At 63.4% G+C, this 21257-nt stretch carries 24 protein-coding genes; 12 read left to right on the top strand and 12 right to left on the bottom strand.

What is annotated here, in order from left to right:
• Positions 1–19: 19 nt before the first annotated feature.
• Together C7435_RS13395 and C7435_RS13390 are read right to left on the bottom strand one after the other, a co-directional pair.
• Positions 20–2071: a putative bifunctional diguanylate cyclase/phosphodiesterase gene (locus C7435_RS13395; protein WP_121212081.1), complete on the bottom strand. Its 2052-nt coding sequence runs from the start codon at positions 2069–2071 to the stop codon at positions 20–22.
• Positions 2072–2169: 98 nt separating this feature from the next.
• Complete coding sequence (locus tag C7435_RS13390) at positions 2170–2586, bottom strand: ExbD/TolR family protein (protein WP_121212080.1); 417 nt, start codon at positions 2584–2586, stop codon at positions 2170–2172.
• 180 nt (positions 2587–2766) lie between these two features.
• Here C7435_RS13390 and C7435_RS13385 point away from each other — a divergent pair, with 180 nt between their 5' ends.
• Complete coding sequence (locus tag C7435_RS13385) at positions 2767–3480, top strand: DUF4336 domain-containing protein (protein WP_121212079.1); 714 nt, start codon at positions 2767–2769, stop codon at positions 3478–3480.
• Between the two features lie 208 nt (positions 3481–3688).
• On the opposite strand, the gene C7435_RS13380 is transcribed toward C7435_RS13385, so the two are convergent.
• The gene (locus tag C7435_RS13380; RefSeq protein WP_121212078.1) at positions 3689–5011 is read right to left on the bottom strand and encodes a hypothetical protein; all 1323 of its coding nucleotides are present in this window, start codon (positions 5009–5011) and stop codon (positions 3689–3691) included.
• 173 nt (positions 5012–5184) lie between these two features.
• On the opposite strand from C7435_RS13380, the gene guaB reads away from it, so the two are divergent.
• The 4 genes from guaB (at position 5185) to C7435_RS13360 (ending at position 8907) form a co-directional block, all read left to right on the top strand.
• The gene (gene guaB / locus C7435_RS13375; protein WP_121212077.1) at positions 5185–6654 is read left to right on the top strand and encodes an IMP dehydrogenase; all 1470 of its coding nucleotides are present in this window, start codon (positions 5185–5187) and stop codon (positions 6652–6654) included.
• Positions 6655–6773: 119 nt separating this feature from the next.
• A complete protein-coding gene (locus tag C7435_RS13370) occupies positions 6774–7190 on the top strand; it encodes an MAPEG family protein (protein ID WP_170150477.1) in 417 nt (138 codons plus the stop codon).
• Complete coding sequence (locus tag C7435_RS13365; protein ID WP_121212075.1) at positions 7187–7597, top strand: DUF3088 domain-containing protein; 411 nt, start codon at positions 7187–7189, stop codon at positions 7595–7597. The genes C7435_RS13370 and C7435_RS13365 overlap by 4 nt, the downstream gene beginning before the upstream one ends.
• Positions 7594–8907 carry an RsmB/NOP family class I SAM-dependent RNA methyltransferase gene (locus C7435_RS13360; RefSeq protein WP_121212074.1) on the top strand — a complete coding sequence of 438 codons (1314 nt, stop codon included), beginning with the start codon at positions 7594–7596 and terminating at the stop codon, positions 8905–8907. Before C7435_RS13365 ends, C7435_RS13360 begins: the two co-directional genes overlap by 4 nt.
• Before the next feature lie 203 nt (positions 8908–9110).
• Here the strand turns inward: C7435_RS13360 and C7435_RS13355 are convergent, their stop codons facing one another.
• From C7435_RS13355 to C7435_RS13340, 4 genes are all read right to left on the bottom strand, one after another.
• Entirely contained in the window at positions 9111–9959 is an 849-nt protein-coding gene (locus C7435_RS13355) for a sulfotransferase family protein (protein ID WP_121212073.1), read from the bottom strand.
• Positions 9952–10752 carry a sulfotransferase family protein gene (locus tag C7435_RS13350; RefSeq protein WP_121212072.1) on the bottom strand — a complete coding sequence of 267 codons (801 nt, stop codon included), beginning with the start codon at positions 10750–10752 and terminating at the stop codon, positions 9952–9954. The genes C7435_RS13355 and C7435_RS13350 overlap by 8 nt, the downstream gene beginning before the upstream one ends.
• 129 nt (positions 10753–10881) lie before the next feature.
• The gene (locus C7435_RS13345) at positions 10882–11940 is read right to left on the bottom strand and encodes an acyltransferase family protein (RefSeq protein WP_121212071.1); all 1059 of its coding nucleotides are present in this window, start codon (positions 11938–11940) and stop codon (positions 10882–10884) included.
• Between the two features lie 88 nt (positions 11941–12028).
• Complete coding sequence (locus tag C7435_RS13340) at positions 12029–12616, bottom strand: YceI family protein (protein ID WP_075189617.1); 588 nt, start codon at positions 12614–12616, stop codon at positions 12029–12031.
• 228 nt (positions 12617–12844) lie between these two features.
• Between C7435_RS13340 and guaA the strand changes: the two genes are divergently transcribed.
• The gene (gene guaA, locus C7435_RS13335) at positions 12845–14404 is read left to right on the top strand and encodes a glutamine-hydrolyzing GMP synthase (protein WP_121212070.1); all 1560 of its coding nucleotides are present in this window, start codon (positions 12845–12847) and stop codon (positions 14402–14404) included.
• A 3-nt stretch (positions 14405–14407) separates the two neighbouring features.
• A complete protein-coding gene (locus tag C7435_RS13330) occupies positions 14408–15007 on the top strand; it encodes a hypothetical protein (protein ID WP_121212069.1) in 600 nt (199 codons plus the stop codon).
• 396 nt (positions 15008–15403) lie between these two features.
• Here C7435_RS13330 and C7435_RS13325 read toward each other — a convergent pair whose 3' ends face one another.
• Together C7435_RS13325 and C7435_RS13320 are read right to left on the bottom strand one after the other, a co-directional pair.
• Entirely contained in the window at positions 15404–15901 is a 498-nt protein-coding gene (locus tag C7435_RS13325; protein ID WP_121212068.1) for a GNAT family N-acetyltransferase, read from the bottom strand.
• Complete coding sequence (locus tag C7435_RS13320; protein ID WP_121212067.1) at positions 15889–16224, bottom strand: type II toxin-antitoxin system TacA family antitoxin; 336 nt, start codon at positions 16222–16224, stop codon at positions 15889–15891. Before C7435_RS13320 ends, C7435_RS13325 begins: the two co-directional genes overlap by 13 nt.
• 256 nt (positions 16225–16480) lie before the next feature.
• Here C7435_RS13320 and C7435_RS13315 point away from each other — a divergent pair, with 256 nt between their 5' ends.
• Both C7435_RS13315 and C7435_RS13310 read left to right on the top strand, forming a co-directional pair.
• The gene (locus C7435_RS13315; RefSeq protein WP_075189621.1) at positions 16481–16690 is read left to right on the top strand and encodes a cold-shock protein; all 210 of its coding nucleotides are present in this window, start codon (positions 16481–16483) and stop codon (positions 16688–16690) included.
• A 104-nt stretch (positions 16691–16794) separates the two neighbouring features.
• Complete coding sequence (locus C7435_RS13310) at positions 16795–17028, top strand: hypothetical protein (protein WP_075189622.1); 234 nt, start codon at positions 16795–16797, stop codon at positions 17026–17028.
• Between the two features lie 41 nt (positions 17029–17069).
• Here C7435_RS13310 and C7435_RS13305 read toward each other — a convergent pair whose 3' ends face one another.
• Positions 17070–17495 (bottom strand): helix-turn-helix domain-containing protein, encoded by a 426-nt coding sequence (locus C7435_RS13305; RefSeq protein ID WP_121212066.1) that lies wholly within the window; start codon positions 17493–17495, stop codon positions 17070–17072.
• Positions 17496–17574: 79 nt separating this feature from the next.
• Here C7435_RS13305 and C7435_RS13300 point away from each other — a divergent pair, with 79 nt between their 5' ends.
• From C7435_RS13300 to C7435_RS13290, 3 genes are all read left to right on the top strand, one after another.
• Positions 17575–18435, top strand: a complete 861-nt coding sequence (locus C7435_RS13300; protein WP_121212065.1) for a class I SAM-dependent methyltransferase — start codon at positions 17575–17577, stop codon at positions 18433–18435.
• Positions 18432–18935, top strand: a complete 504-nt coding sequence (locus C7435_RS13295; protein ID WP_121212064.1) for a DUF2938 family protein — start codon at positions 18432–18434, stop codon at positions 18933–18935. Before C7435_RS13300 ends, C7435_RS13295 begins: the two co-directional genes overlap by 4 nt.
• Positions 18936–19030: 95 nt before the next feature.
• Positions 19031–19240: a SlyX family protein gene (locus tag C7435_RS13290; protein WP_075189626.1), complete on the top strand. Its 210-nt coding sequence runs from the start codon at positions 19031–19033 to the stop codon at positions 19238–19240.
• Positions 19241–19266: 26 nt separating this feature from the next.
• Here the strand turns inward: C7435_RS13290 and C7435_RS13285 are convergent, their stop codons facing one another.
• Both C7435_RS13285 and C7435_RS13280 read right to left on the bottom strand, forming a co-directional pair.
• Positions 19267–19602: a hypothetical protein gene (locus tag C7435_RS13285; protein WP_121212063.1), complete on the bottom strand. Its 336-nt coding sequence runs from the start codon at positions 19600–19602 to the stop codon at positions 19267–19269.
• Between the two features lie 61 nt (positions 19603–19663).
• On the bottom strand, positions 19664–21223 hold the full coding sequence (locus C7435_RS13280) for a LytTR family DNA-binding domain-containing protein (RefSeq protein ID WP_121212062.1): 1560 nt from the start codon (positions 21221–21223) through the stop codon (positions 19664–19666).
• Positions 21224–21257 lie beyond the last annotated feature (34 nt).

The raw sequence follows: 21257 nt of genomic DNA, 5'->3' as shown, positions 1-21257 counted from the left end.
GATTAGCGATCGTGTACGTCTACGCCGTACCGCTCTTGGGCACGGCATCCGCCAGCACGATGTCTGATGCCGGTGTCTCGGCCAGGATATCCATCGGCGCCGGGCGTCCCAGGAAGAAGCCCTGACCTTCGTCGCAGGCCTCGTCGCGCAGCAGGTCGAGCTGCGTCATCGTTTCGATGCCCTCTGCAAGGACCGGAATTCCCAGGCTCTTGGCCAGCGCCAGGATGGCACGCACCACGGCCAGCGAGCGATGGTCGCTTTCCAGCTCGCCGGTGAAGGACTTGTCGAGCTTGATCTTGTCGAAGGGGAAGGTGCGCAGGATGTCGAGCGAGGAATAGCCGGTGCCAAAATCATCCAGTGCCACGGACACGCCCAGCGCCTTGATCTGACGCATGATATGCATGGATTGCACCTTGTCCTTGATCAGCGCTGTTTCCGTCAGCTCGATTTCCAGGCGCTTCACCGGCAGGCCGGTTTCCAGCAGGATTTGCTGGATCTGGCGGGCGAGGCCCGAATGGGTCAGCTGCACGGCCGACAGGTTGACCGCGACCTTGTGATCATTGTCCCAGGACGCCGCGTCCCGGCAGGCCTGTCGCATGACCCATTCACCTAGTGGCAGGATCAGCCCGTTGGCCTCGGCCAGCGGGATGAAGGTGTCGGGGCCGATCGCGCCGAGGCGCGGATGGGTCCAGCGGAGCAACGCCTCATAACCGCGGATTTCGCCGGTCCCGATCGATGTCTGGACCTGATAATGGACGTGCAACTGGTCATTCTCGATCGCATGGCGCAGATCATTGGCCATGGCGCGACGTTCGCGAACCTCGTCGCCGAGTTCGGTGTCGTAAAAGCAGACGTCCAGCATCGGATCCATCTTGGCCTTGTACATGGCCAGGTCGGCATTGCGGACCAGGCTGTCGCGATCAGCGCCATCATGCGGGAAGACCGCGACGCCGATGCTCGCACCCGTGGCGGACTCGTATTCGCCATAGCTCACCGGCGTCGCGAACATCTGCTCAATGGTGTCGACGCGCTCCTGGAGGGCAATGCGGTTTTCCGCGTTCAGCACGACGCAAAATTCGTCGCCGCCCAGACGGGCCGCAAAATGGGTCTGGCCGGCCAGGCCCTTGAGCCGTTCGGCGAGGGCGCAGAGCACGGCATCGCCGGCCTCATGTCCCCAGACATCGTTGATTTCCTTGAACCGATTGAGGTCGATTCCGACCACGGCCACGCCGTCCGCGTCGGGGCTGGCGAGGCGGGCGTCCAGATAGGTGTTGAAACTGGTGCGGTTGGCGAGGCCGGTCAGCGGGTCATGCAGCGCCATGTGGCGCAATTGTTCGTCGCTTTCCTCGCGGGTGCGGTGATCGATCAGATAGCTGGTGACGCCAGTCCCGATGATCACCATCCCGGCCACGGCGACAGACAATGCCATGGCCCGGAAGGCGGCACTGTCGGCGCCCACTTCCATGCCGGCAATCGGCGTGACGACGAAGGCTGCCATGCCCGTGAAATGCAGGGCGACAATCGCGACAACAAGGATGCCCGGTGCGATGAAAACCGCTGGCCCGTTCTTCCAGCGCTCAACTGCCCAGAAGGCCATCCCAGCCAGGCCGGCCGCGAGCCCGATCGAGGCGGTGACATAGGCCTGATCCCAATCGACCAGACCATCGACGCGATAAGCGAACATGCCGGTGAAGTGCATCGCGGCGATGGCGAGACCGAACACACAGCCGCCGATGGCCGGGGCATGGCGGCTGAATCGCATGCCGGACAAGGCGAGGCCGGCGCCGGTGCCGGCAATCGCCAGGATCATGGAGACGAGGGTCAGCGTGGCGTCAAACGTCACCGGAACGCCGGGTTGAAAACCCAGCATGGCAATGAAATGGGTCGCCCAGATCGAGGAGCCAGCGCAGACCGCCGTCAGGAACAGCCAGCCGGACTTCTCGGCACCGCGCGTGCTCAGGCCGCGGCGATAGAGATGCATGGTCACGACCGAGCCGGTGGCGCACATGGCAGCCGCCAGCAGGACAAGCCAGAGATTGTGTTCCGTGAACAGGCAGGTAAAGACGCGCATATCGCTCCCCAACTATAGCGATGACGACGTCTTCTAGCGTGGCGGCGTTAAAATTTGGTCGCCTCAAACCCACAGATTGTGTGTGGGCATGGGCGTGGTCAGCCTGCCGCCGGCTCCGTCCGCTGAATCGACACCGGTACGCCATTGGCGCTCATCTCATCCCAGATCCGGACCACGACACCGTGATCGCTCTCGTCATGGACTTCCAGCAAGACGGCACTTTCCGGGTTTTCGGCGCGATGGCGGTTGATGGATGCCAGGACCCGTTCGATATCGGTCCGGTCCTGGTTGACGAAGACCTGGTTGTCGCCATCGACCTGGATCAGGATGACCGGTCGGTCCGGCGCATCGCACCCGGCGCCTTCGCATTCCGGCGGTGGACGCATATCGACGCCCTCCTCGGACAGGAAAGTGGCGGTGACGATGAAGAAAATCAGCAGGATGAAGACGATATCCAGCATCGGGGTCATGTTGACCTCTGCCTGGTCATCGCGTTTGCGAAAGCGCTTGCGCATGCGGGCCTCCCCATTGGCCGATGTTACGCGCCAGCCTCACCCGGCGCGCTGTTACTGCAGCGCTCGCGCAAGGCGATAGCGGGGAGGCGGGAAGGTTATTTGCGGGCCGTATTAGGGCGGCAACCGGGCGTGTGTTCGCGGCAGCTTGCCCGCAGGCCGCCCGGTGCCTAGCGTGACCACATGGCCGCAACAACGGACAATTCGACCTTGCGGTGCCTGTCAGACGGGATCTGGACCGCGTCCGGCGACGTCGTCACAGCCGCAGCGGGATTTCACTACCCCACGCGGATGGTGGTTATCCGCCTCGATGATGACCGGCTCTGGGTGTGGTCGCCGGTGGCGCTGAACGAAGCCCGCAAGCGCGAGATCGACGCGCTCGGCCTGGTCGCCCATATCGTGGCGCCCAACAGCCTGCACCATCTCGCCCTGTCCGACTGGCAGTCCGCCTATCCCGCCGCCCGCCTGCACGGCGCGCCGGGCATGGCGGCCCAACTCCCGGATCTGAAATTCGACACCGAATTGACCGACACCGCAGATCCGGCCTGGGCCGGACAGATCGACCAGGTCGTCGTGCCCGGCAACAGGATCACCACCGAAGTCGTCTTCTATCATCGGTCCAGCGGCACGGTGATCTTCACCGACCTGATCCAGCACCTGCCGGATGACTGGTATTCCGGCTGGCGAAGCTGGGTCGCGCGCTGGGACCGGATGACCGGGCCGGAGCCCGCCGTCCCGGGCAAATTCCGTCTCGCCTTCCGCGACCGGAAGCGGGCGCGCGCCGCCATCGACCGCATCTTCGCCTGGCCGGCCAGAACCGTCCTGTTTGCGCATGGTGAGCCGGTGCGGGACGATGCGCAGGCGTTTTTGACGCGGGCCTTTGCCTGGTTGCGTTAGGGCGGGGGGCGGCCGCCCTTGTGAGGGCTGGCGCGGCGCGCTGACCGCCCCATTCTTTCCTTGCAGAGATTTCGCCGCAGTGACTTCGCGCCGTCAAGGCGCATGCCCGCTACGCGGCGCCGAAGGCGGCCTTGACGGCGCGAAGTCACTGCGGCCTGCTGGCTGGCAAGTAAAGTATGGCGAGATTTGCGCTGGGTGCGCTGGTGAACTAGGTGTCCTCGCCGTCATCCGTGTCTTCAACGGCGCTGCGGAGCTTAGGCGGGGGCGCGCGCCAAGCCGTGAGCCTTTGAGCAACGTCGCCGTAGAAGTCATCCACAACGAGCTGCTCGAGGCTTTCGATGAATGTTTTGCGGCCTGCGAACCGTCGTCCATCGGTCATCAGTTTCATGACGACGAATGAGCCGGGAACAATCGCCCTGTTCGAATGAGCATGTATTCGATCATCATCGCGGGCAGCGGCGACGGTCGATGTCGTTTGTGGTGCCGTGCCGGGCCAGTTGGCCATCACCGTGACCTTGTCCGCCTCGCAATCTTTAAGCTGCCGCAGGAGCCAGTTCACCCTTGATTTTTGCTGAGCCTTATCCTTTGGCGCCTCAAGTTTCATTGAGGTGCGAATGGTCCGCGTGCTCAGGTCGGCTTCAATTTCGATTGCCGCCGCAGCGTCGGGCACCAAGATTGTTCCACGCAGTAATTTTGATCGCGACAAGAGGTCAGCATCAAACTGAATACGGTCACGGGGGTCAGATCGATGTTTCGGCGAAAGCTTGAGGTCTGCGGAAGCTCCCGTCTTCCTTGCCAATAAGAGGCAAAGGTCCCTCAGTTCACTATGCCAGCTAGCAACGACGCCGAGCACCTCAGGTGAATTCTTTGGAAGGTTCGTTCCTGCGCGCAGCCGGTCAAGCACGTCGGTCCACTCGGTCCCCATGCTATCGAAACGTCTGAGGCCCGCGCTTGGGTGAATGAGGAAGCGCTCTAATTCGCGAAGTAGATAAGCATGGTCTGCATCAGCGACATCATCGTTCAGTGCCAACAAGTTGATGGTGGTGAGCATTGAGAACCAGGAGAAGTGCAGCAGGCTGACTTTTCTCAACAAACGCCGGTCAACGTCGAGCGGATGGTGTTCGGGCAGTGGTGCAAAATCATTGGTCATTGTTATGACGGCATCGACACCAACGTCTTTTGCGAGCCTTAGATAGGCTTCGATCTGATCTTGGCGCAGCGCGGCATTTCCAATCTTGGCCTCGACAAACGCCGACCATTTTGTCCGACCGGTGCTGACGACTATCAGGCCGTCCGGGCGGAGCTTCTCTCCGCCGCGCTTGGCGAAGGTTACTTCCGTAAAGCATTCGACTTTCGTGCGAGTGCCATGACGTCGATTGATCGCGTTCAATACACTGGCGGCAAACTCGGGAACCTGTGCCAAGGTGGCCAGAACAATTGAAAGCGTGCGGCCTTCCTTCGAGCTGTCGGCCAATACAGGAAATAGTCGTGCTCGCTCGCCTTTGGCGTCAAACCCGTCGATGTCTTCCATATGATTGCCCCCACAACTCGAGCGGATAGTATCCTCAGGTAGCAAGTGCGCGCAATGCGAGTTGCTTCCTCGCTCCCACACCGCGACAATTCAGCGACATCCCGCACACCTCCCTTGCCACACGCCCGAATCCATTCTATTGCCGCGCCGCAAGCAGCTTAGAGGAGTCTCCCATGGAGATTCGCGAAGGTCTCACCTTCGATGATGTGCTCTTGCAACCGGGCCCGTCCGAAGTTCTTCCCGCCGATGCCGATGTTTCCACGCGTGTGGCCAGCGATGTCGCGTTGAAGATTCCGATGCTCGCCGCCGCCATGGACACCGTGTCCGAGAGCGGCATGGCGATCGCCATGGCACAGGCTGGCGGCCTCGCCGTCATCCACCGCAATCTCACCATCGCCGAACAGGCCGAGGAAGTGCGGCGGGTGAAGCGTTATGAGAGCGGCATGGTGGTCAATCCGGTGACGATATCGCCGGATGCGACACTCGCCGATCTGCGCGCCCTGATCGCCCAGCACCGGATTTCCGGCATTCCCGTTGTTGAGGGCGCCACGCCGGCTCGCCCGGGCAAGCTGGTCGGCATCATTACCAATCGCGATGTCCGCTTCGCCGATGATCCCAATGAGAAGGTCGGCAATCTGATGACCCGTGACGTGGTCACCGTGAAGGTCGGCGCCTCCCAGGACGAAGCCCGCGCCAAGCTGCACAAACACCGCATCGAGCGCCTGCTGGTTGTCGATGACGAAGACCGTTGTATCGGCCTGATCACGGTCAAGGATATGGAAAAGGCGCAAGCCTTCCCCAATGCCGCCAAGGACGCCCAGGGCGCGCTGCGCTGTGCGGCGGCGACCACGGTCGGGGATAGCGGTTTCGAGCGCGCCGAGGCGCTGATCGATGCCGGGGTCGATGTGATCGTGATCGATACCGCCCACGGCCAGAGCCAGTCGGTTCTCGACCAGGTCACCCGGGTCAAGAAATCCTCCAGCATGGCCCGTGTCGTGGCCGGCAATGTCGCGACCTATGACGGCGCCAAGGCGTTGATCGAGGCGGGGGCGGACTGCGTGAAAGTCGGGATCGGGCCAGGCTCGATCTGCACGACACGGATTGTCGCCGGTGTCGGCGTGCCGCAGCTGACCGCGATCATGGATGCCCGCCGCGCGGCGGAAGGGTCCGATGCCTGCATCATCGCCGATGGCGGCATCAAATTCTCCGGTGACATGGCCAAGGCGATCGCCGCCGGGGCCGATTGCGTCATGGTCGGCTCGCTTCTGGCCGGTACGGAAGAAGCGCCGGGCGAGGTCTTCCTCTATCAGGGCCGGTCCTACAAATCCTATCGCGGCATGGGGTCGCTGGGTGCGATGGCGGCCGGGTCTGCCGACCGTTATTTCCAGAAGGATACCGAGCGCATGAAGCTGGTGCCGGAAGGGATTGAAGGCCAGGTGCCGTATAAGGGCCCGGTCGGTCCGATCCTGCACCAGATGGTCGGCGGTCTGCGTGCCGCGATGGGCTATACCGGCTCGCGGACAATTGCGGACCTGCATGAGCGGGCGCAATTCGTGCGCATCACCAATGCCGGCCTGCGCGAAAGCCATGTCCACGACGTCAAGATCACGCGCGAAGCGCCGAATTATCCGACGACGAGCTGAACAGATAGCCGGTGAGGGCAAGCCGCCATCTTCGCATGGAGGCCATGCCCGGGCGGAGATTGCCGGTTGGTGGCGGGGTGACTACCCCGTTTCCATCCATTTTTCCAAGGGGAAGCCTGATGTCTGACGCTTTGATTTATCCGCTTCTGGTGCAAGTCGCCCTGACCTTTGTCCTGCTGTTCGCCAATGCGTTGATGCGCACCGGCGCGGTCGGGTCCGGAAAGGTCAAGCCGGCCGATATCGTGCTCGGCCAGCGCGCCTGGCCGCGCAAGGTTCAGCAGGTCTCCAACGCCTTCCAGAACCAGATGGAAACGCCGACCCTGTTCTTCGTCGGTGTCATCCTGGCGCTTGTGCTGGGTCTGGGTGGCCCGGTCCTCGCGGCGCTGGCCTGGGTCTGGGCGGCGCTGCGCATCATCCATGCGGTGATCCATACCACCAGCAATAATCTGCGCTGGCGCTTTTACAGCTTCGCGGCCGGCGTCTTCGTCCTGCTGGCCTTTTGGATCACGCTGGCGGTCGGGATCTTCACGCGATGAGGCAGGACCAGCCGATGATCGAGACCGGCCAGGACATCCTCTTCCTGCTGACCGGCGCCTGGGACGACGCAGACGGCGGTCCCTGGCTGTGCGCCGATTGCTGCACGATGGAGGGCGCACTCAAGGTCAATCCGCACTGGGCGGACGCGATCACCCTGGTGCGGATCGACTATGCCCGTCCGCGCGCGGAGATCGTGACGCTGCTGGACGCGGACCATCAGAATGCGCCGACGCTCATCCTGGCCGACGACACGATCGCCCATGTCGAGCCCGAAGCGGTCGTGGGCGGTCGCCGGATCTATACCGACCCCAAGGCCATCTGCCGCCAGCTGGCGGCGTGCTATACCGGCGCCCAGCCGAATAAACCGCGCCCGAGTGCGCCCCTGCAAGACGGATATCCGACATGAGAGACGGCGCACGCATTGCCGCGGCCATCGAGATTCTCGACACGCTCCAGACCCAGCACCAGCCGGTGAAGGATGCCGTGCGCGATTGGGGCAAGGCGCACCGCTTTGCCGGCTCGGGTGATCGGGCCTGGATTGGCGGGCTGGTGCTCGACGCGCTGCGTCACCAGTCCTCGACCGCCTTCGCGATGGAAGGTGATGCGCCCCGCACGCTGGCGATCGGCACGGTCGGTCGGGTTTGGGGCATCGAGGCCGATGCCATTGACGCCATGTTTGACGGTGATGACCACGCGCCGGAAAAGCTGACCGACGCCGAGCGAGAGGGCTTGGCGCGGGACATTTCCGACGCGCCGCTTCATATCCGTGGTGACGTGCCGGAATGGCTGGAAGAAAGCCTGATCCGGGCCTTTGGTGAGGCGGCGGCGGAAGAGGGGCGGAGGCTCTCTTCACGGGCTCCGGTCGATCTCAGGGTGAATGAAGCAAAGGTCGATTTTGATCGTGCTTTCAAAGAGGTATCGTCGAAACTGAAAGCGGCTGAAAATAGCCCTTTGGTGCGCTCAGGTATTCGCATCCCGCAGCGCGACCCGCGCGGCAAGTCGGCGGCGGCCGAGAGCATTCCCGCCTATGGCAAGGGCTGGGTCGAGGTCCAGGATATCGGCTCGCAGCTGGCAGCGCTCGCCTCGGGCGCCCGTGCAGGCGAGCAGATACTGGATTATTGCGCCGGTGCCGGCGGCAAGACGCTGGCCCTGTCAGCCCTGCTGCACAATACCGGACAGGTCCATGCTTGGGACATTGACTGGCGCCGGCTGCGCGCCATCTGGCCGCGTCTCAAGCGCGCCGATGTGCGCAATGTCCAGGTTCACGACGATAGCGAAGACAAGGCCTTGGGCGGCTTTGTTGAGAAAATGGATGTCGTCTTCTGCGACGCCCCCTGTACCGGAACCGGCACCTGGCGCCGCCGTCCCGACGCCAAATGGCGGTTGAAGCCGATGGCGCTGGAAAAGCGCATGGCCGAACAGGACATCGTGCTGGAACGCGGTCATCGCTATGTGAAGCCGGGCGGCCGCCTCGTTTACATCACCTGCTCGGTCCTGCCGGAAGAAAATGGCGACCGGGTCAACGCCTTCCTCGACAAGATCGAGGGATTCAAGCCGGTGCCGGTGCTGGACGTGCTGATCCGCTCTGGCGGTCTTGGCGACGGCGCGGAAGAATTGCTGGAACCCTGCGTCACCGAACATGGCGCGCTGCAGCTTTCGCCGGGTCGGACGGACACTGACGGGTTTTACATCTGCGTGATGGAGCGGGTGGGGTGATGGACGGCTGAATGATACCGCCCCACCAGGGCATTTTCAGGTCGGCATGGGCGTGAAGGTTGAAGGCCGAGACGAATGCTAGCCCCAGTGCCGCGGTGAGCGCGGGCACCACACACGCAATAGGCCATCGGGGCGCTCTCTGCGGTGGGTCTGTGGCCAGCAAATGGCAAGGTCGTCGCAGCCCGCTCCGCCTGCCATGAAAACTATCTCCAGCCGTTGCGCCGCCGTTTGCCGGCGGTCGCCTGCGGTCCGTATCCGAGTTCGGTCAGCCTTTGCCGCGTTGCCGCGGTCACCTGTCCATCCAGCGCCGAACCCGCGCCCGCCCGTCGCCGGGTCAGGGGCTGGTTGATCAGCGGCACGCTGTCGTGTTCCAGCCCGTGCAGCTCGATGCGTCTCGTGGCGAAGTGCAGCTGGGCCGGTTCGAACTTGAAGCCGAGGAAGGTCATCAGAGTCGTCATGGTCGCTTTGGGTCGGGTCACCAGATCTTCATAGCGCACGCGGCAAATACGGCCTGCCAGGCTGCGTTCGGCGGCGAGGCCGATACCGGTCAGGTCGGTCCAGTATTTCAGCGCCGCGCCCGGATCGCTGACATGCAGGAAGGGGCGGCCCTGCGGGTCGCGCCAGTCGCGGGCGAGCAGGGAGTTGGCGACATCGCGGCCATCCCGCACGACATGGATGAAGCGGGCCTGCGGCAGGAGGCGTCCGAGTGGATCAAAGGCAGCGACATTGAGGCTGGTCTTTTCAACCAGGACCTCGACACCCGGTGTATCCAACGGTGCGCTGATCATGCCGGTCAGGAGTTCGGCCATGGATTGGCGCATGTCCTCGGCGCCGAGATCGAAATCCCGGGCGTGCAGCGGCCCCAGCTCACGGGCGAAATTCTGCCATTGCATGGCGATCGAGGGCGGCAGGCCGGTGTCGGGACCGCAATGGACATGGCGGTGCGGTTCGATCAGGCGGCGCAGCACGGTCAGGCCGGAACGCGGGCAGCCACCGGCAAAAATCAGGCCCGCCCCGTCGCGGCGCGCCGCTGCGCCGGACGTGTCAGACATAGCCCAAATCAGCCAGATGCTGGCCGGCAATACGCATCACCGTGTCGCGCTGGGCGGTGTCGAGGTCTTGCTGCCAGCGTCCGATGGCCCGGCGGTCGACCGGACCGGCGACGCGTCCGGCGCTGGATTCAGCCGTGCCGGCGGCGGCGTCAAACTCGCGGGCGTGATCGAGGGCCCGGGCCTTGGCCGCGTCGTCCTCGCCGAGCGCGTCAAACAAGGGGGAAATCGTGCCGGCCGGATCGCTGACCAGTGCCTCATAGCGCAGCTCGAAATAATTCGGATCACCGTGCATCCGACGGCCGGCATCAATGCTGGCGCACCACAGGCGGGCGGCCGCTTCGGCATCGCGCGTGATCGCCATTGGCTGGCCGGTGCTGCCATCAGTCCAATCCATCGACAGGAGGGAGGCAACGACGTCGCGACCATCGCGGACAATGCCGATCAGCGGACTGTCCGGGAATATCTGCCGCAGGCGGGAAAAGTGCAGGATATTGGCCGGGGTCTTTTCGGCGACGCGGGCCCCGGTGCGGGCGTGCAGGGGCGCGAGCAGGCTGTCGATGGTGCGGGCAAAGCGATCATTGAGGGCCTGCCGGTCGAGGCCATAGCCACGTTCCAGCATGTCGGCCTGGCCGGTTTCGATCTGTTCGGCGAGATGGCATAGCGCCGGGATGATCCGCATTTCCGGGCCGCACACGATATTGCGGCTGGCATTGACCATGGCGCGCAACAAGGTCGTGCCGGAGCGCGGCGCGCCGCCAATGAAGATGGGAGATTTTCCGACAGCGTACTGCATGACCGATCCGGGGAGGACTTGTCAGCACGGATTACCAGTCGATCGACTGCGGAATAAGTTACAATAGTTCAATGTGTTACGGAAAGTTCATGCAGGCGTAACCTGACCGAGTCCCGTGTCTGTCGGTCGCTAGGTTCGCGGTCGTCCGGGCCGACTGACGCGGCTGATCAGCTGCTTTCCCGCGACCAATAAGGGCCGCTCGACCCAGCGGTGGGCCAGTGCCCCGAGCGCGATGCTGCCGGTCAGGCCGGTCGCATACAATACCAGCAGGCCCGACAGTGCGCCGGGGATGAGATCGGGCAGCAGACGCGCCAACACGCTGATGACCAAGAGGTGGCCGAGATAGATGGCATAGGACCAGTCACCGACTGCCGCGAAGCCGCGTGGCCAGCGTGGTTGCCAGGCCAGAACTGCAGCGACGATACCAATCGCGAGCGGGGCGAAGATCATCGCCCGGGTGTCCGCGTGGGCCAGACCTTCAATGCCAAAGCGTCCGGTCCAGACGGCGGCCAGTGCAAAGCCCAGCACGGCGAGCAGGCTTGCCGCACCGCGCATGCTCGGTAGCCGGTCGCGGAACTCCGCCAGCACGATGCCGGCGAGAAATTGCAGGTTGAAGCCGCTCAGGGCCAGTACTGCCCAAGGCGGGCCGGGGCGCAGAATATCGGTCATGGCAAGAAGGGTCAGCCCGGCCCAGAGGCCCGCCGCCGCAAGTCTCCAGCGCCGTGGCAGGAAGAGCGCAAGCCCGTAGACGAGGTAGAAGTAGAGCTCATGGGTCAGCGTCCAGCCGACCAGCAGGAGTGGCGGCTGACCGGTAGGCAGCAGGCTCAGGCTGGTTACCCAATCGATGGACTGATCGGCAAAGCCCAACTGGTCACCGATCAGCATGTAACCGATGGCGACCAGCGCCGTGAAAATCCAGTAGAGCGGGAAGATCCGGTTCAACCGCTTCAGCCCGAAGGCGAGGGACGGGCCGTCGGCTTGACGGTAGAGCGTGTGGATGATGAAGCCGGAAATGACGAAGAACACGTCGACGCCGGCAAATCCGGTAAACCCGACGGGTCCGAACCCGTCGGCTCCGAGAAACCGGCTTCCGGCCTGGTGCAGATGGCCGACCACGACCATCATGACAGCGATCGCCCGCAGGTATTGCAGCTCGATGATCTCGGCGTGGGGACGGGCGGTCGGCATTTAAACTCCGGTCAGCGGGCCGATCATCGCGCGACCGGTTGTTCGCGCAAGATTGACCCGGGCCACCGTGTCTCGCCAAGCGGGATGATCAGCCGCGCGTGAAAACCAGAGAGAAGGTGACCGGTGTGACCGGTGTGATCGAGGGCAGACCGGCGAGGTCCTGCAAGGTCGCGAGACCGTCGGTCAGGCCGAAATCAGCCGTGTGCAACAAGACCGGTCCGTGGCTTTCAACAAGCACATTATGCCCGTCAATATCGGTGACCATGACGTCGGCCTGTATATTGGCCGAGGCCCCGTGCAGGTCGATTACCGCCTCGAGCGTCAGCGGGCGACGCTCGCCAATGTCCAGATCGGCCAAGGCTGCGAGGTCGAGCGTGGTGGTGATCCGCGCCTGCGGGAATTCACCCGTTTCAAAAAAATGCTCACGCATGCGCTCATTGCGGATATCGATGCCGGTCGCGACCGTGTCGAGGTCAATGACCAGCTCGGCCCGGCCCTGGCCGTCGACCGATCCGCGAAGCCCGGTGAAGTGATGCGCCTCGGCGACGTCGCCGGATTTGATCGAGACAAAGCCCAGGTGCGAAGCCTCGCTGTCGAGCCGCCAGTCGGCGCCGGTAACCGGCTGGGAACAAGCAGCAAGCAAGGCAACAAGACTGAGAAGGGCGGGCAGACGCATGACAGCACTCCTTGGCAGCGGCACCTGCCTTACCTGCGCGTGCTTGAGGTCCGGTTCAAGCCCGCCGGCCGGTTTTCCGGGCAAAATCTGCCAAAGCGCAGGTCCGGCGTCGCCCGGGACTGGTCAAGCGGACTGACTCGCGCTATCGGGCCACATGCTGACAGATGTTTCTGCCATCTCCCCACAATCTGACCTCCGGGACACCTGCGCGCGCGGGTGCGAACGCCCATGACTGATCAACACGACAAACTCCTTATCATCGATTTCGGCAGCCAGGTGACCCAGCTCATCGCGCGCCGTGTCCGCGAAAGCGGCGTGTTTTGCGAAATCCACCCCTATAACCGCGCCGATGCCGCGTTCATCGATGCCTACGATCCCAAGGCGATCATCCTGTCAGGCTCGCCGCATTCCACCCATTGGGACAATTCTCCGCGCGCCGATGCATCCGTCTTCACACGCGGCATTCCGGTGCTGGGCATCTGCTATGGCGAGCAGACCATGTGCGCCCAGCTGGGCGGCCGGGTCGAAGCCTCCGACGAACGCGAGTTCGGGCGGGCGGATATTACCCTGATCGAGGACAGCCCGCTGTTTGCCGGTTTTGGACCGATCGGTCATGAGGAACGCGTCTGGATGAGCCATGGTGATCGCGTCGCGGCGTTGCCCGAAGGCTTCAAGGTCATTGCCAAGTCCGGCCATGCGCCCTTTGCGGCCATCGCCGATGAGGAACGCCGTTTCTACGGCGTGCAATTCCACCCGGAAGTCGTGCACACGCCGCGTGGGGCGGCTCTGCTCAACAATTTCACCCACCAGATCGCCGGTCTGACCGGGGATTGGTCGATGGCCAATTTCAAGGATGAGGCGATCGCCAAGATCCGCGAACAGGTTGGTGACAAGCGGGTGTTGTGCGGCCTGTCCGGCGGGGTCGACAGCTCAGTTGCGGCGGTGCTGCTGCACGAAGCCATCGGCGACCAGCTGGTCTGTGTCTTCGTCGATACCGGTTTGATGCGCCAGGGCGAGGCCGATGAGGTCGTCACCCTGTTCCGCGAGCATTACAATATCCCGCTTGTCCATGCCGAAGCCGAGGATCTCTTCCTGTCGGCACTGGAAGGCGTTGATGACCCGGAGAAGAAACGCAAGATCATCGGCAGCCTGTTCATCGATGTCTTCGACGAGAAGGCGAAGGAGGCTGGCGGCGCCGACTTCCTCGCCCAGGGCACGCTCTACCCTGATGTGATCGAAAGCGTCAGCTTTGATGGCGGGCCCTCGGTCACCATCAAGTCGCACCATAATGTCGGTGGCCTGCCGGCGCGCATGAAGATGAAGCTGGTCGAGCCGCTGCGCGAGCTGTTCAAGGACGAGGTCCGCGCGCTGGGCCGTGAGCTCGGCCTGCCGGACGCTTTTGTCGGCCGTCATCCCTTCCCGGGACCGGGCCTCGCCATCCGCATCCCCGGCGCCGTCTCCAAGGAAAAGGCCGACATCCTGCGCAAGGCCGACGCCATCTATATCGAGGAAATCAAGAAGGCCGGCCTTTACGACGAGATCTGGCAGGCCTTCTCGGTCCTGCTGCCAGTCAATACGGTCGGCGTGATGGGCGATGAACGCACCTATGACGCCGTCCTCGCCCTGCGCGCCGTGACCTCCGTCGACGGCATGACGGCCGACTACTACCCCTATGACCACGACTTCCTGGGCCGTGTTGCGACACGGATCATCAATGAAGTGCGCGGAGTTAATCGCGTGGTCTATGATGTGACCAGCAAGCCGCCGGGGACGATTGAGTGGGAGTAGGGGGTGGACTCGGAGGAGAAAAAGCGGCGTGCAGATCTGATCGTACAACAATACGACGGGATCGTTCCCCAGTACGAGGCTTTCTACATCAGCAGCTTGCTGTATTCGGCCAACCGAGCACGCATGTCGTTCGATGCTTTGGACGCAGCGCTCGAAAATGTTGACGACCCGAATGTTGCGATGGCGCATTTGCAAGAAGCGCTGTCGCACGCATCGTCAGTGTCTAGGTATTTTTGGCCAACGAGGCGCGATAACTACACTCAGTCTCGAGCAATCAAGTTGCGGGATGCCTTCGAAGTTTCGGATACTAATCCATTGAAAGATCGTCAATTGCGAAATGCGATCGAGCATTTTGACGAACGGTTGGATGATTTTTTGCTCAATTGCTCAGCTGGACCAGTTGTCCCAGGAGCAATCATTGGTGATTTTGCGATCATTGAAGAATCTGTCGGGCATGTGTTTAAGCTTATTGATCCTGAGCATGGCGTCTGCGTCATTCTCGGGACGATCTGTAGGTACTTCCCGGTTAGGTGTGCTGTGGTTGACGTCTCGCAGCGTGCCGAGCGGATGGACCGCGATGGCGCGCGTTTAATGCGCCCCTAGAAGTGATCGCTTCTATCGTCTAGCGGTTATCGGTATGCCGCGTAGTTAGGTCATGCCTCTTCCCATACCTCCCTTGTCAGCCAGCGGGCCGTATCCGGTTCTTGAGGTCAAGGGCGCGTAGCGCCGCTTCGCGGTTGAAACCCTTGAGCTCAAGAACCGGATACGGCTATCTCTCGGCAAGGGATGTATGGCTGGGAGTGCTCTGCGCGCCCGCTCTCAAAGCCAGCCGCCAGCGCCCAATCCCTCACGCCATTTTTCCCGGGCGAAGACCCGGGGCCGACCGGACTTGCCTTGAAGCGCTGAGTTTCCCGTAGGTCCCGGATAGCGCTGACGCGCTTCCGGGAAAAATGGTGAGGGGAAGGGAAAAGGGAAGGGTGAGTGACGGGGGCGCTTCCCTCAACCGAGCGCCTTCACCAACACCCCCACCGGCAAAAACAATACCCGACCATCCGACGGCCAGGCCTGAAACTCGGCGCACCGCATATAAAAGCGTTTCGCTGCCTCGCTCTTGGCGTGAACCAACACGGCGGCGATGCCGATGGTTCGTGAGGCGATGGCGATGCGGCGCAGGGCGTCGGCGAGGAGGTCTTGGCCGAGGCCTTGGCCGGCATGGCTGCGGCTGACGGCCAGCCGCGTGATGATCGCCACCGGGATTGCGTCCGGCGCATTGCGGCGGAGCCTGCCGGGCACCGCTGACCGTTCGACAGATCCGGCGGACAGGCTGACATAGGCGACGACCGTGTCGCCCTCGCACACGACATAGGTCCGCGAAAAGCGGCTCTCATTCTTCAGGGCCCGGTGTTTGAGCCAGTCATCAAGGGCGGGCTCGCCGCAGTCGAAAGCTGCGAGGTCGTGCGCCGCGTTGATCGCTTGCGGCGCGCTCAGGCCGTCCATGCCGGCCGGCGCTGCATTAGTGCGGTCAGTTTTTCGCCGGGATCGGCCGGCGTCTCCAGCGCATCAGCGAAGGCGTCGAAGGCATCCGGATCGAGCTGGAAGAGCCTGCGGTCGAGCAGGACGTCGATGGCGCGGCTGCGGGCGGTGTCGATCATGAATTCGGTGCGCGACTTGCCCAACGAGGCGGCTGCCTCGTCGATCAGCGTCCGGGTCTGGCCTTCAATGCGAAGATTGATGCTGCCCTTGGTCGTGCCGGCCTGGTCGGCGACGGCCAGCGGGGTGCCAGGCTTGGCCTTGCCGGGAAATTGGCGATCCTTGGTCATGCAATGAATTTGATCATCAGTATATACATTGTCAATACATGCGACTTGCCTTTGACCGCCCCCCAAAGCGATTTGCCTTGCCAAATCCCCGGACAACCCCCATATAGCGCTCACTCGAACTTGATTGCCGAATCTTCCGGGCGCGACTTGTCGCCTTCCTGACGCTCTTCCCTTTCAAATTTCGACACTTCGGGCATTCGTCGACACGCGGTCGGCGGGGCCCACCCAAATGTGACTGATTGAAAAGGATCTCGTCATGGCTACTGGTACCGTTAAGTTCTTCAATACTTCCAAAGGTTTTGGCTTCATCCAGCCGGATGATGGCTCGACCGACGTTTTCGTGCACATCTCTGCTGTCGAGCGTTCGGGCCTGTCGACGATCAGCGAAGGTCAAAAGCTGACCTTTGAAGTCGTCCAGGACAAGCGCTCCGGCAAGAACGCGGCTGAAAATCTTCAGACCGTTTAAGCCGACTGCTCCGACCGGCGCATCACGCGCCTGGTGACGAGATTGAAGAGGTCGGGCGATTGCCCGGCCTCTTTGTTTTTCTTCAGACCTTCAGGAGACCGCTCATGACCACACCCTATGCCGACCTGCTGCGCACGACGCCGAAAACGGCCCAGTCCCGCGCCGAAATCACGGACAGCACGGTGCGATCCCTGCTCGATGAAGAAGCAGTTGAGCGCTCCGCCCAGCTGAAATCCCTGCGCGAGGCTCGCCTTGCCATGGAAGCCAAGACTGCCGCCGTGGCCAAGCCGGCCGCGCCGAAAAAGCCGCGCGCCCGCAAACCGATTTCGGTGTCCTGAACGCCGCTTTCCTGACCGTCAGGGCGTCGCGCTGAGCCTGATCAGCCGCGCTGTCGCGGATCGGCGCCGCGCAGACGGCCCGCTGCGGCGGCCCGCATGAAACGTTGGAAACTCGGGCATTCCAGATGACTGGGCGCCTGGCACTCCGCCGCATGTCGCAACCCGTCCCGCATGGCGCTGAGCAGGCGGATCGTGCGGTCAAGCTCGTCCGCCTTGTCAGTCAGCATGCCGCGGTCGATCTTCGGGCGACCATCGGTGCCGAGCACCGCTGCGATCTCGTCGAGCGAGAAGCCGGAGGCGCGGCCCAGCGCAATCAGCGACAGCCGTTCCAATACATCGTCATCAAACACCCGCTTCAGCCCGTGCCGGCCCACGGATCGGATCAAGCCCTTTTCCTCGTAATAGCGCAGCGTTGAGGCCGGCAGGCCGGAGCGCCGGGCGATCACGGAGATATCGAGTGCAGTCACGCTCTTGACCTCAAGTTAACTTGAAGTGGCAGCATGCCCTCATCGCGGTTGATCCGCAAGCCAGGATGAGGAGGGCGGCATGTCCGCACAGACAGATAAATTGACGCAGGATACCGGCTGGGCGGGCACGTCCGGAGCGAATTGGGTGGCGAGCCAGGCCCTGCTCGATGCGACTTTCGAGGCGTTTGAACACCGGCTGGTCGAGGCGGTATCGCCCGGCAGTGGCGACTGGGTGCTCGATGTCGGTTGCGGCACCGGCGCCACCGTGGTCGCGGCGGCGCGACGCTTGGGCGAGGCCGGGCGGGTGGTGGGTATCGATATCTCCGCGCCCATGCTGGAGGCCGCCCGGCGCCGGGTCCGTGATGCCCGCGCCGGTGTCGAGCTGATTTGTGCGGACGCCGAGACCCATCATTTCCTGCCGGGCCGGTTCGACCGGGTCCAGTCACGCTTCGGGATGATGTTTTTTGCAGACGAGGTGGCGGCGCTGCGCAATCTGCTGACCGCCGTCACGCCGGGCGGCCAGCTTGATGCCGTGGTCTGGCGCGTTGCGGAGGACAATCCCTTCATGACCGCGGCGGCGCGGGCGGTGGCGCCGATCCTGGCTGAGCTTCCCCGATCCGACCCTGACGGTCCGGGCCAGTTCCGCTGGGGTGATGCCGAACGTGTGACGGCTTTGCTGGCCGATGCCGGCTGGCGCGATATCCGCTTTGAACCACTGGATATAGGCTGCCAGTTTCCGCGCAGCGCGCTCGAGAGCTATCTGATCCGTCTGGGGCCGGTCGGGCGCATCTATGACCAACTCGATCCCGAACGACAGCGCTCGGTGTTGGCGGCGATGGTTGAGGCGATGGTCCCATTCATCGAGAACCAGTTCGTCCGTTTCAACGCGGCCTGCTGGCAGATCAAAGCCATTCGCTCGCTTGTCGAGGCCGGCTCATGAGCGATGTCGGGGCGACCCTGTCATCCATCATCGCCATCGGGATCGGTGCCAGCCTGGTGCTTGATGCCTGGGTCTGGTTGCGCCAGCGCTGGCTGGGCGTGCCGCCACTGGACTATGGCCGCGTTGGTCGCTGGGCCATCGGTCGTGTCCGTGGGCGGTTTGATACCGGCCGGACGGGAGGGGCTGTGACGGCGGGCGAAGCGGTGGTCGGTTGGTTGATCCATTTCCTCACCGGGGTCATCTTTGCAGGCGTGCTGATTGCCATCACCGGGCCCGGCTGGCTGCAAGACCCGACGCCCGGGGCGGCGCTCATGGTCGGTGTTGCCACGGTACTGGCGCCCTTTCTCGTCCTGCAACCGGCCCTGGGCGCCGGTGTCGCGGCCAGCCGCACACCAATGCCCTGGCTCTCGCGTCTGCACAGCGTGGTCAGCCATGCCGTGTTCGGTCTCGGCCTGTATGCCAGCGCCCGGCTGCTTGCTGTCGTCATGACCCGGGTCTGACCGGTCTACGCCGCGACGACATAAGCAGCCTTCGCGGCTTTGATCCGCGCCGCGATCGGATAGATTGCGGCGCGATTGGCCGAGTGGAGAGTGCCGTGATTGATATCCTGCAAGCGCGCATCGAAGCGCTCGAGACGCATATCGCCCATCAGGACCAGACGGTGGATGATCTCAACAGTGTCATCCTCGCCCAGCGCGAGGAGCTGGACCGGCTGACCCGGCGCGTCAACAAGATGCTGGCCCGGCTGGAAGACCTGGAGGCAGCAGCCCCCGGCCCGGAAGTCACCAAGCCGCCGCATTACTAGGCCGGCCCGGTGACGGTGTTGTCGGGTCAGCCGAACACGCCGGTATTGTCGGTCTCGACCGTGATCGGTCGGAACATGCGGTAGATCATCATCGCCAGCACGAATAAGCCGCCGAATATCAAGGCCTGGATGATGACGATCACCGGCATCAACACCATCATCGGCAATGATGCGAGCAAGACAGGGCCAAGTCCGGTGACGGAGGAGTTGTTCACGGTCACCGGGGCGCCGGTCAGGGCCATCAAGATCATCAATACGAAGAAGATGGCGAACAGCATGCACCAGGCCAGCGTCCAGCCGGTAACAACCAGCTTGTAGATGCTTCCCAGCGTGAGTTGGCCGTTTCTTGTCCGAAGTCGCATGCGTCGCCCCTTTGTCGATCCGGCTGAACGTTAGGTTGAAGGGCGTTCGCGGGACAAGCGTTCAGTCGGCATTGTCCACAGCTTTGCTTGCCAGTGCCGTGCGGACGGCCGGCATGATGCGGCGACTGACCGGCACTTGAGTGCCGTTGGCGAGGATCAGCCGGCCGGTTCCGCTGGCCTCGCGTTCCAGCGCGGAAACGAAGAGCGTGTTGACGATGTGCGAGCGATGGACCCGCAGGAAGGCTGGCGGCAATTCGCTCTCCAGCCCGCCGAGCGTACCGGTATAGAGCGTGGTGGCGCCGTCCTGGAAATGCAGCTCGACATAATCACCGGCCGCCTTCAGCTGGACGATGCGGTCGCTGGAGACGTAGTCGACCCGGCCGGCGCTCACGAGCTGGATCTGGGCCGGGGCGGATTTCTGACGGGCTTGGGCGAGGGCGGCTTCCAGCTGCAGCGCACGGCGGGTCTCGACCCGGCGCTGGCGGCGCTCCGCGACCAGGGACTGGGCCTGCTGATAGATCAGGAAGGCGAGTATCCCGGCGGCGGTATAGAAATACCCGATATCCAGAAAGCCTGATCCGAACTGCCACAGCGCCGAACCCGTCAGGGCGAACAGGATGACCAGTCCGATTGCGCCGGGTCTGCGCCGGATTGCCCACAGGGCCGACCCGGCCAGGCCGGCGGCAATGGCGGTGAAAAGAACGCCGGCGGTCTTGCCGTCAAAGCCGGGCATCAGCGCGACGACGACGGCCATTGTCAGCACGATTGCCGACAGGCGGGCAAAGCGGGAAAGCCATGCGAGCCGGGTCATGCGTTTGAAAAGATAGGCCAGCAGACACAGGCTGAAGCCGGCGGCGCAGACGGTGATCAGCACCAGGCGGATATCGTGGAACGGGTAGGGATAGGCGACCAGGCCGCGCGCCGACTCGACCAGGAGTTCGCTGCCAGCAAACAATGACGCCGCCGCCAGCAGCAGCGAGGCTTCGCGCTCCTCATTGCGCCAGGCCGTTACCCCGAAAAAGACGAGACCGATCAGGAACACCCCGAAGGTGATGAGGCTCGGCCAATAGGCGGCGCTGATGGTGCGGGTCGGATCCTGATAGCGACCAAACAGGACCGCATGGATCGGCGATGCCAGGCGAACCCAGCCGCGGTGTGAGGACATGCGGATATCGACCACATTGTCGCCGTCCCGGACCAGGGTGTGCGGGACGAAGAGGCTGGCATCAATGCGACCGGCGATCTCGCCGGCGCGGTCGTCGGCCGGGCGTCCATTGGCCCCGATCCGGCTGCCATTTAGAAAAACCTCGCTCGACATCTTGCCCATGACGATCAGGCCATAGGGCCCGGTTCCGTCCAGCCCGGCCGCGTCGAGCGGCAGGCGCAATCTCGCCCAGATATGCCGTCCCTGGGGATCAAGCTCGAATACCGAAACTGTCTCGCAGGCCGGGTCGTCATAGTCCGGTGGGCCTTGGTCCTGGTCCGAGGCCCGACAGACGCGGACCGGTTCGAGGGCGACATGGGTCAAGGGTTGGGCGTCTAGGCGCGCGGCGAGGCCTGAGACGGCAAAGGCGAGGCAGGCCGCAAACAGGGCGGCGAGAGGACGAGGGCGAACGGTCATGTTTGCCAGACTAGCGGTGACGCGGTCCGACGTC

It is taken from the genome of Maricaulis maris (assembly GCF_003634045.1).
Lineage (GTDB): Bacteria > Pseudomonadota > Alphaproteobacteria > Caulobacterales > Maricaulaceae > Maricaulis > Maricaulis maris.
This window is presented reverse-complemented; position numbering and strand designations above follow the sequence as displayed.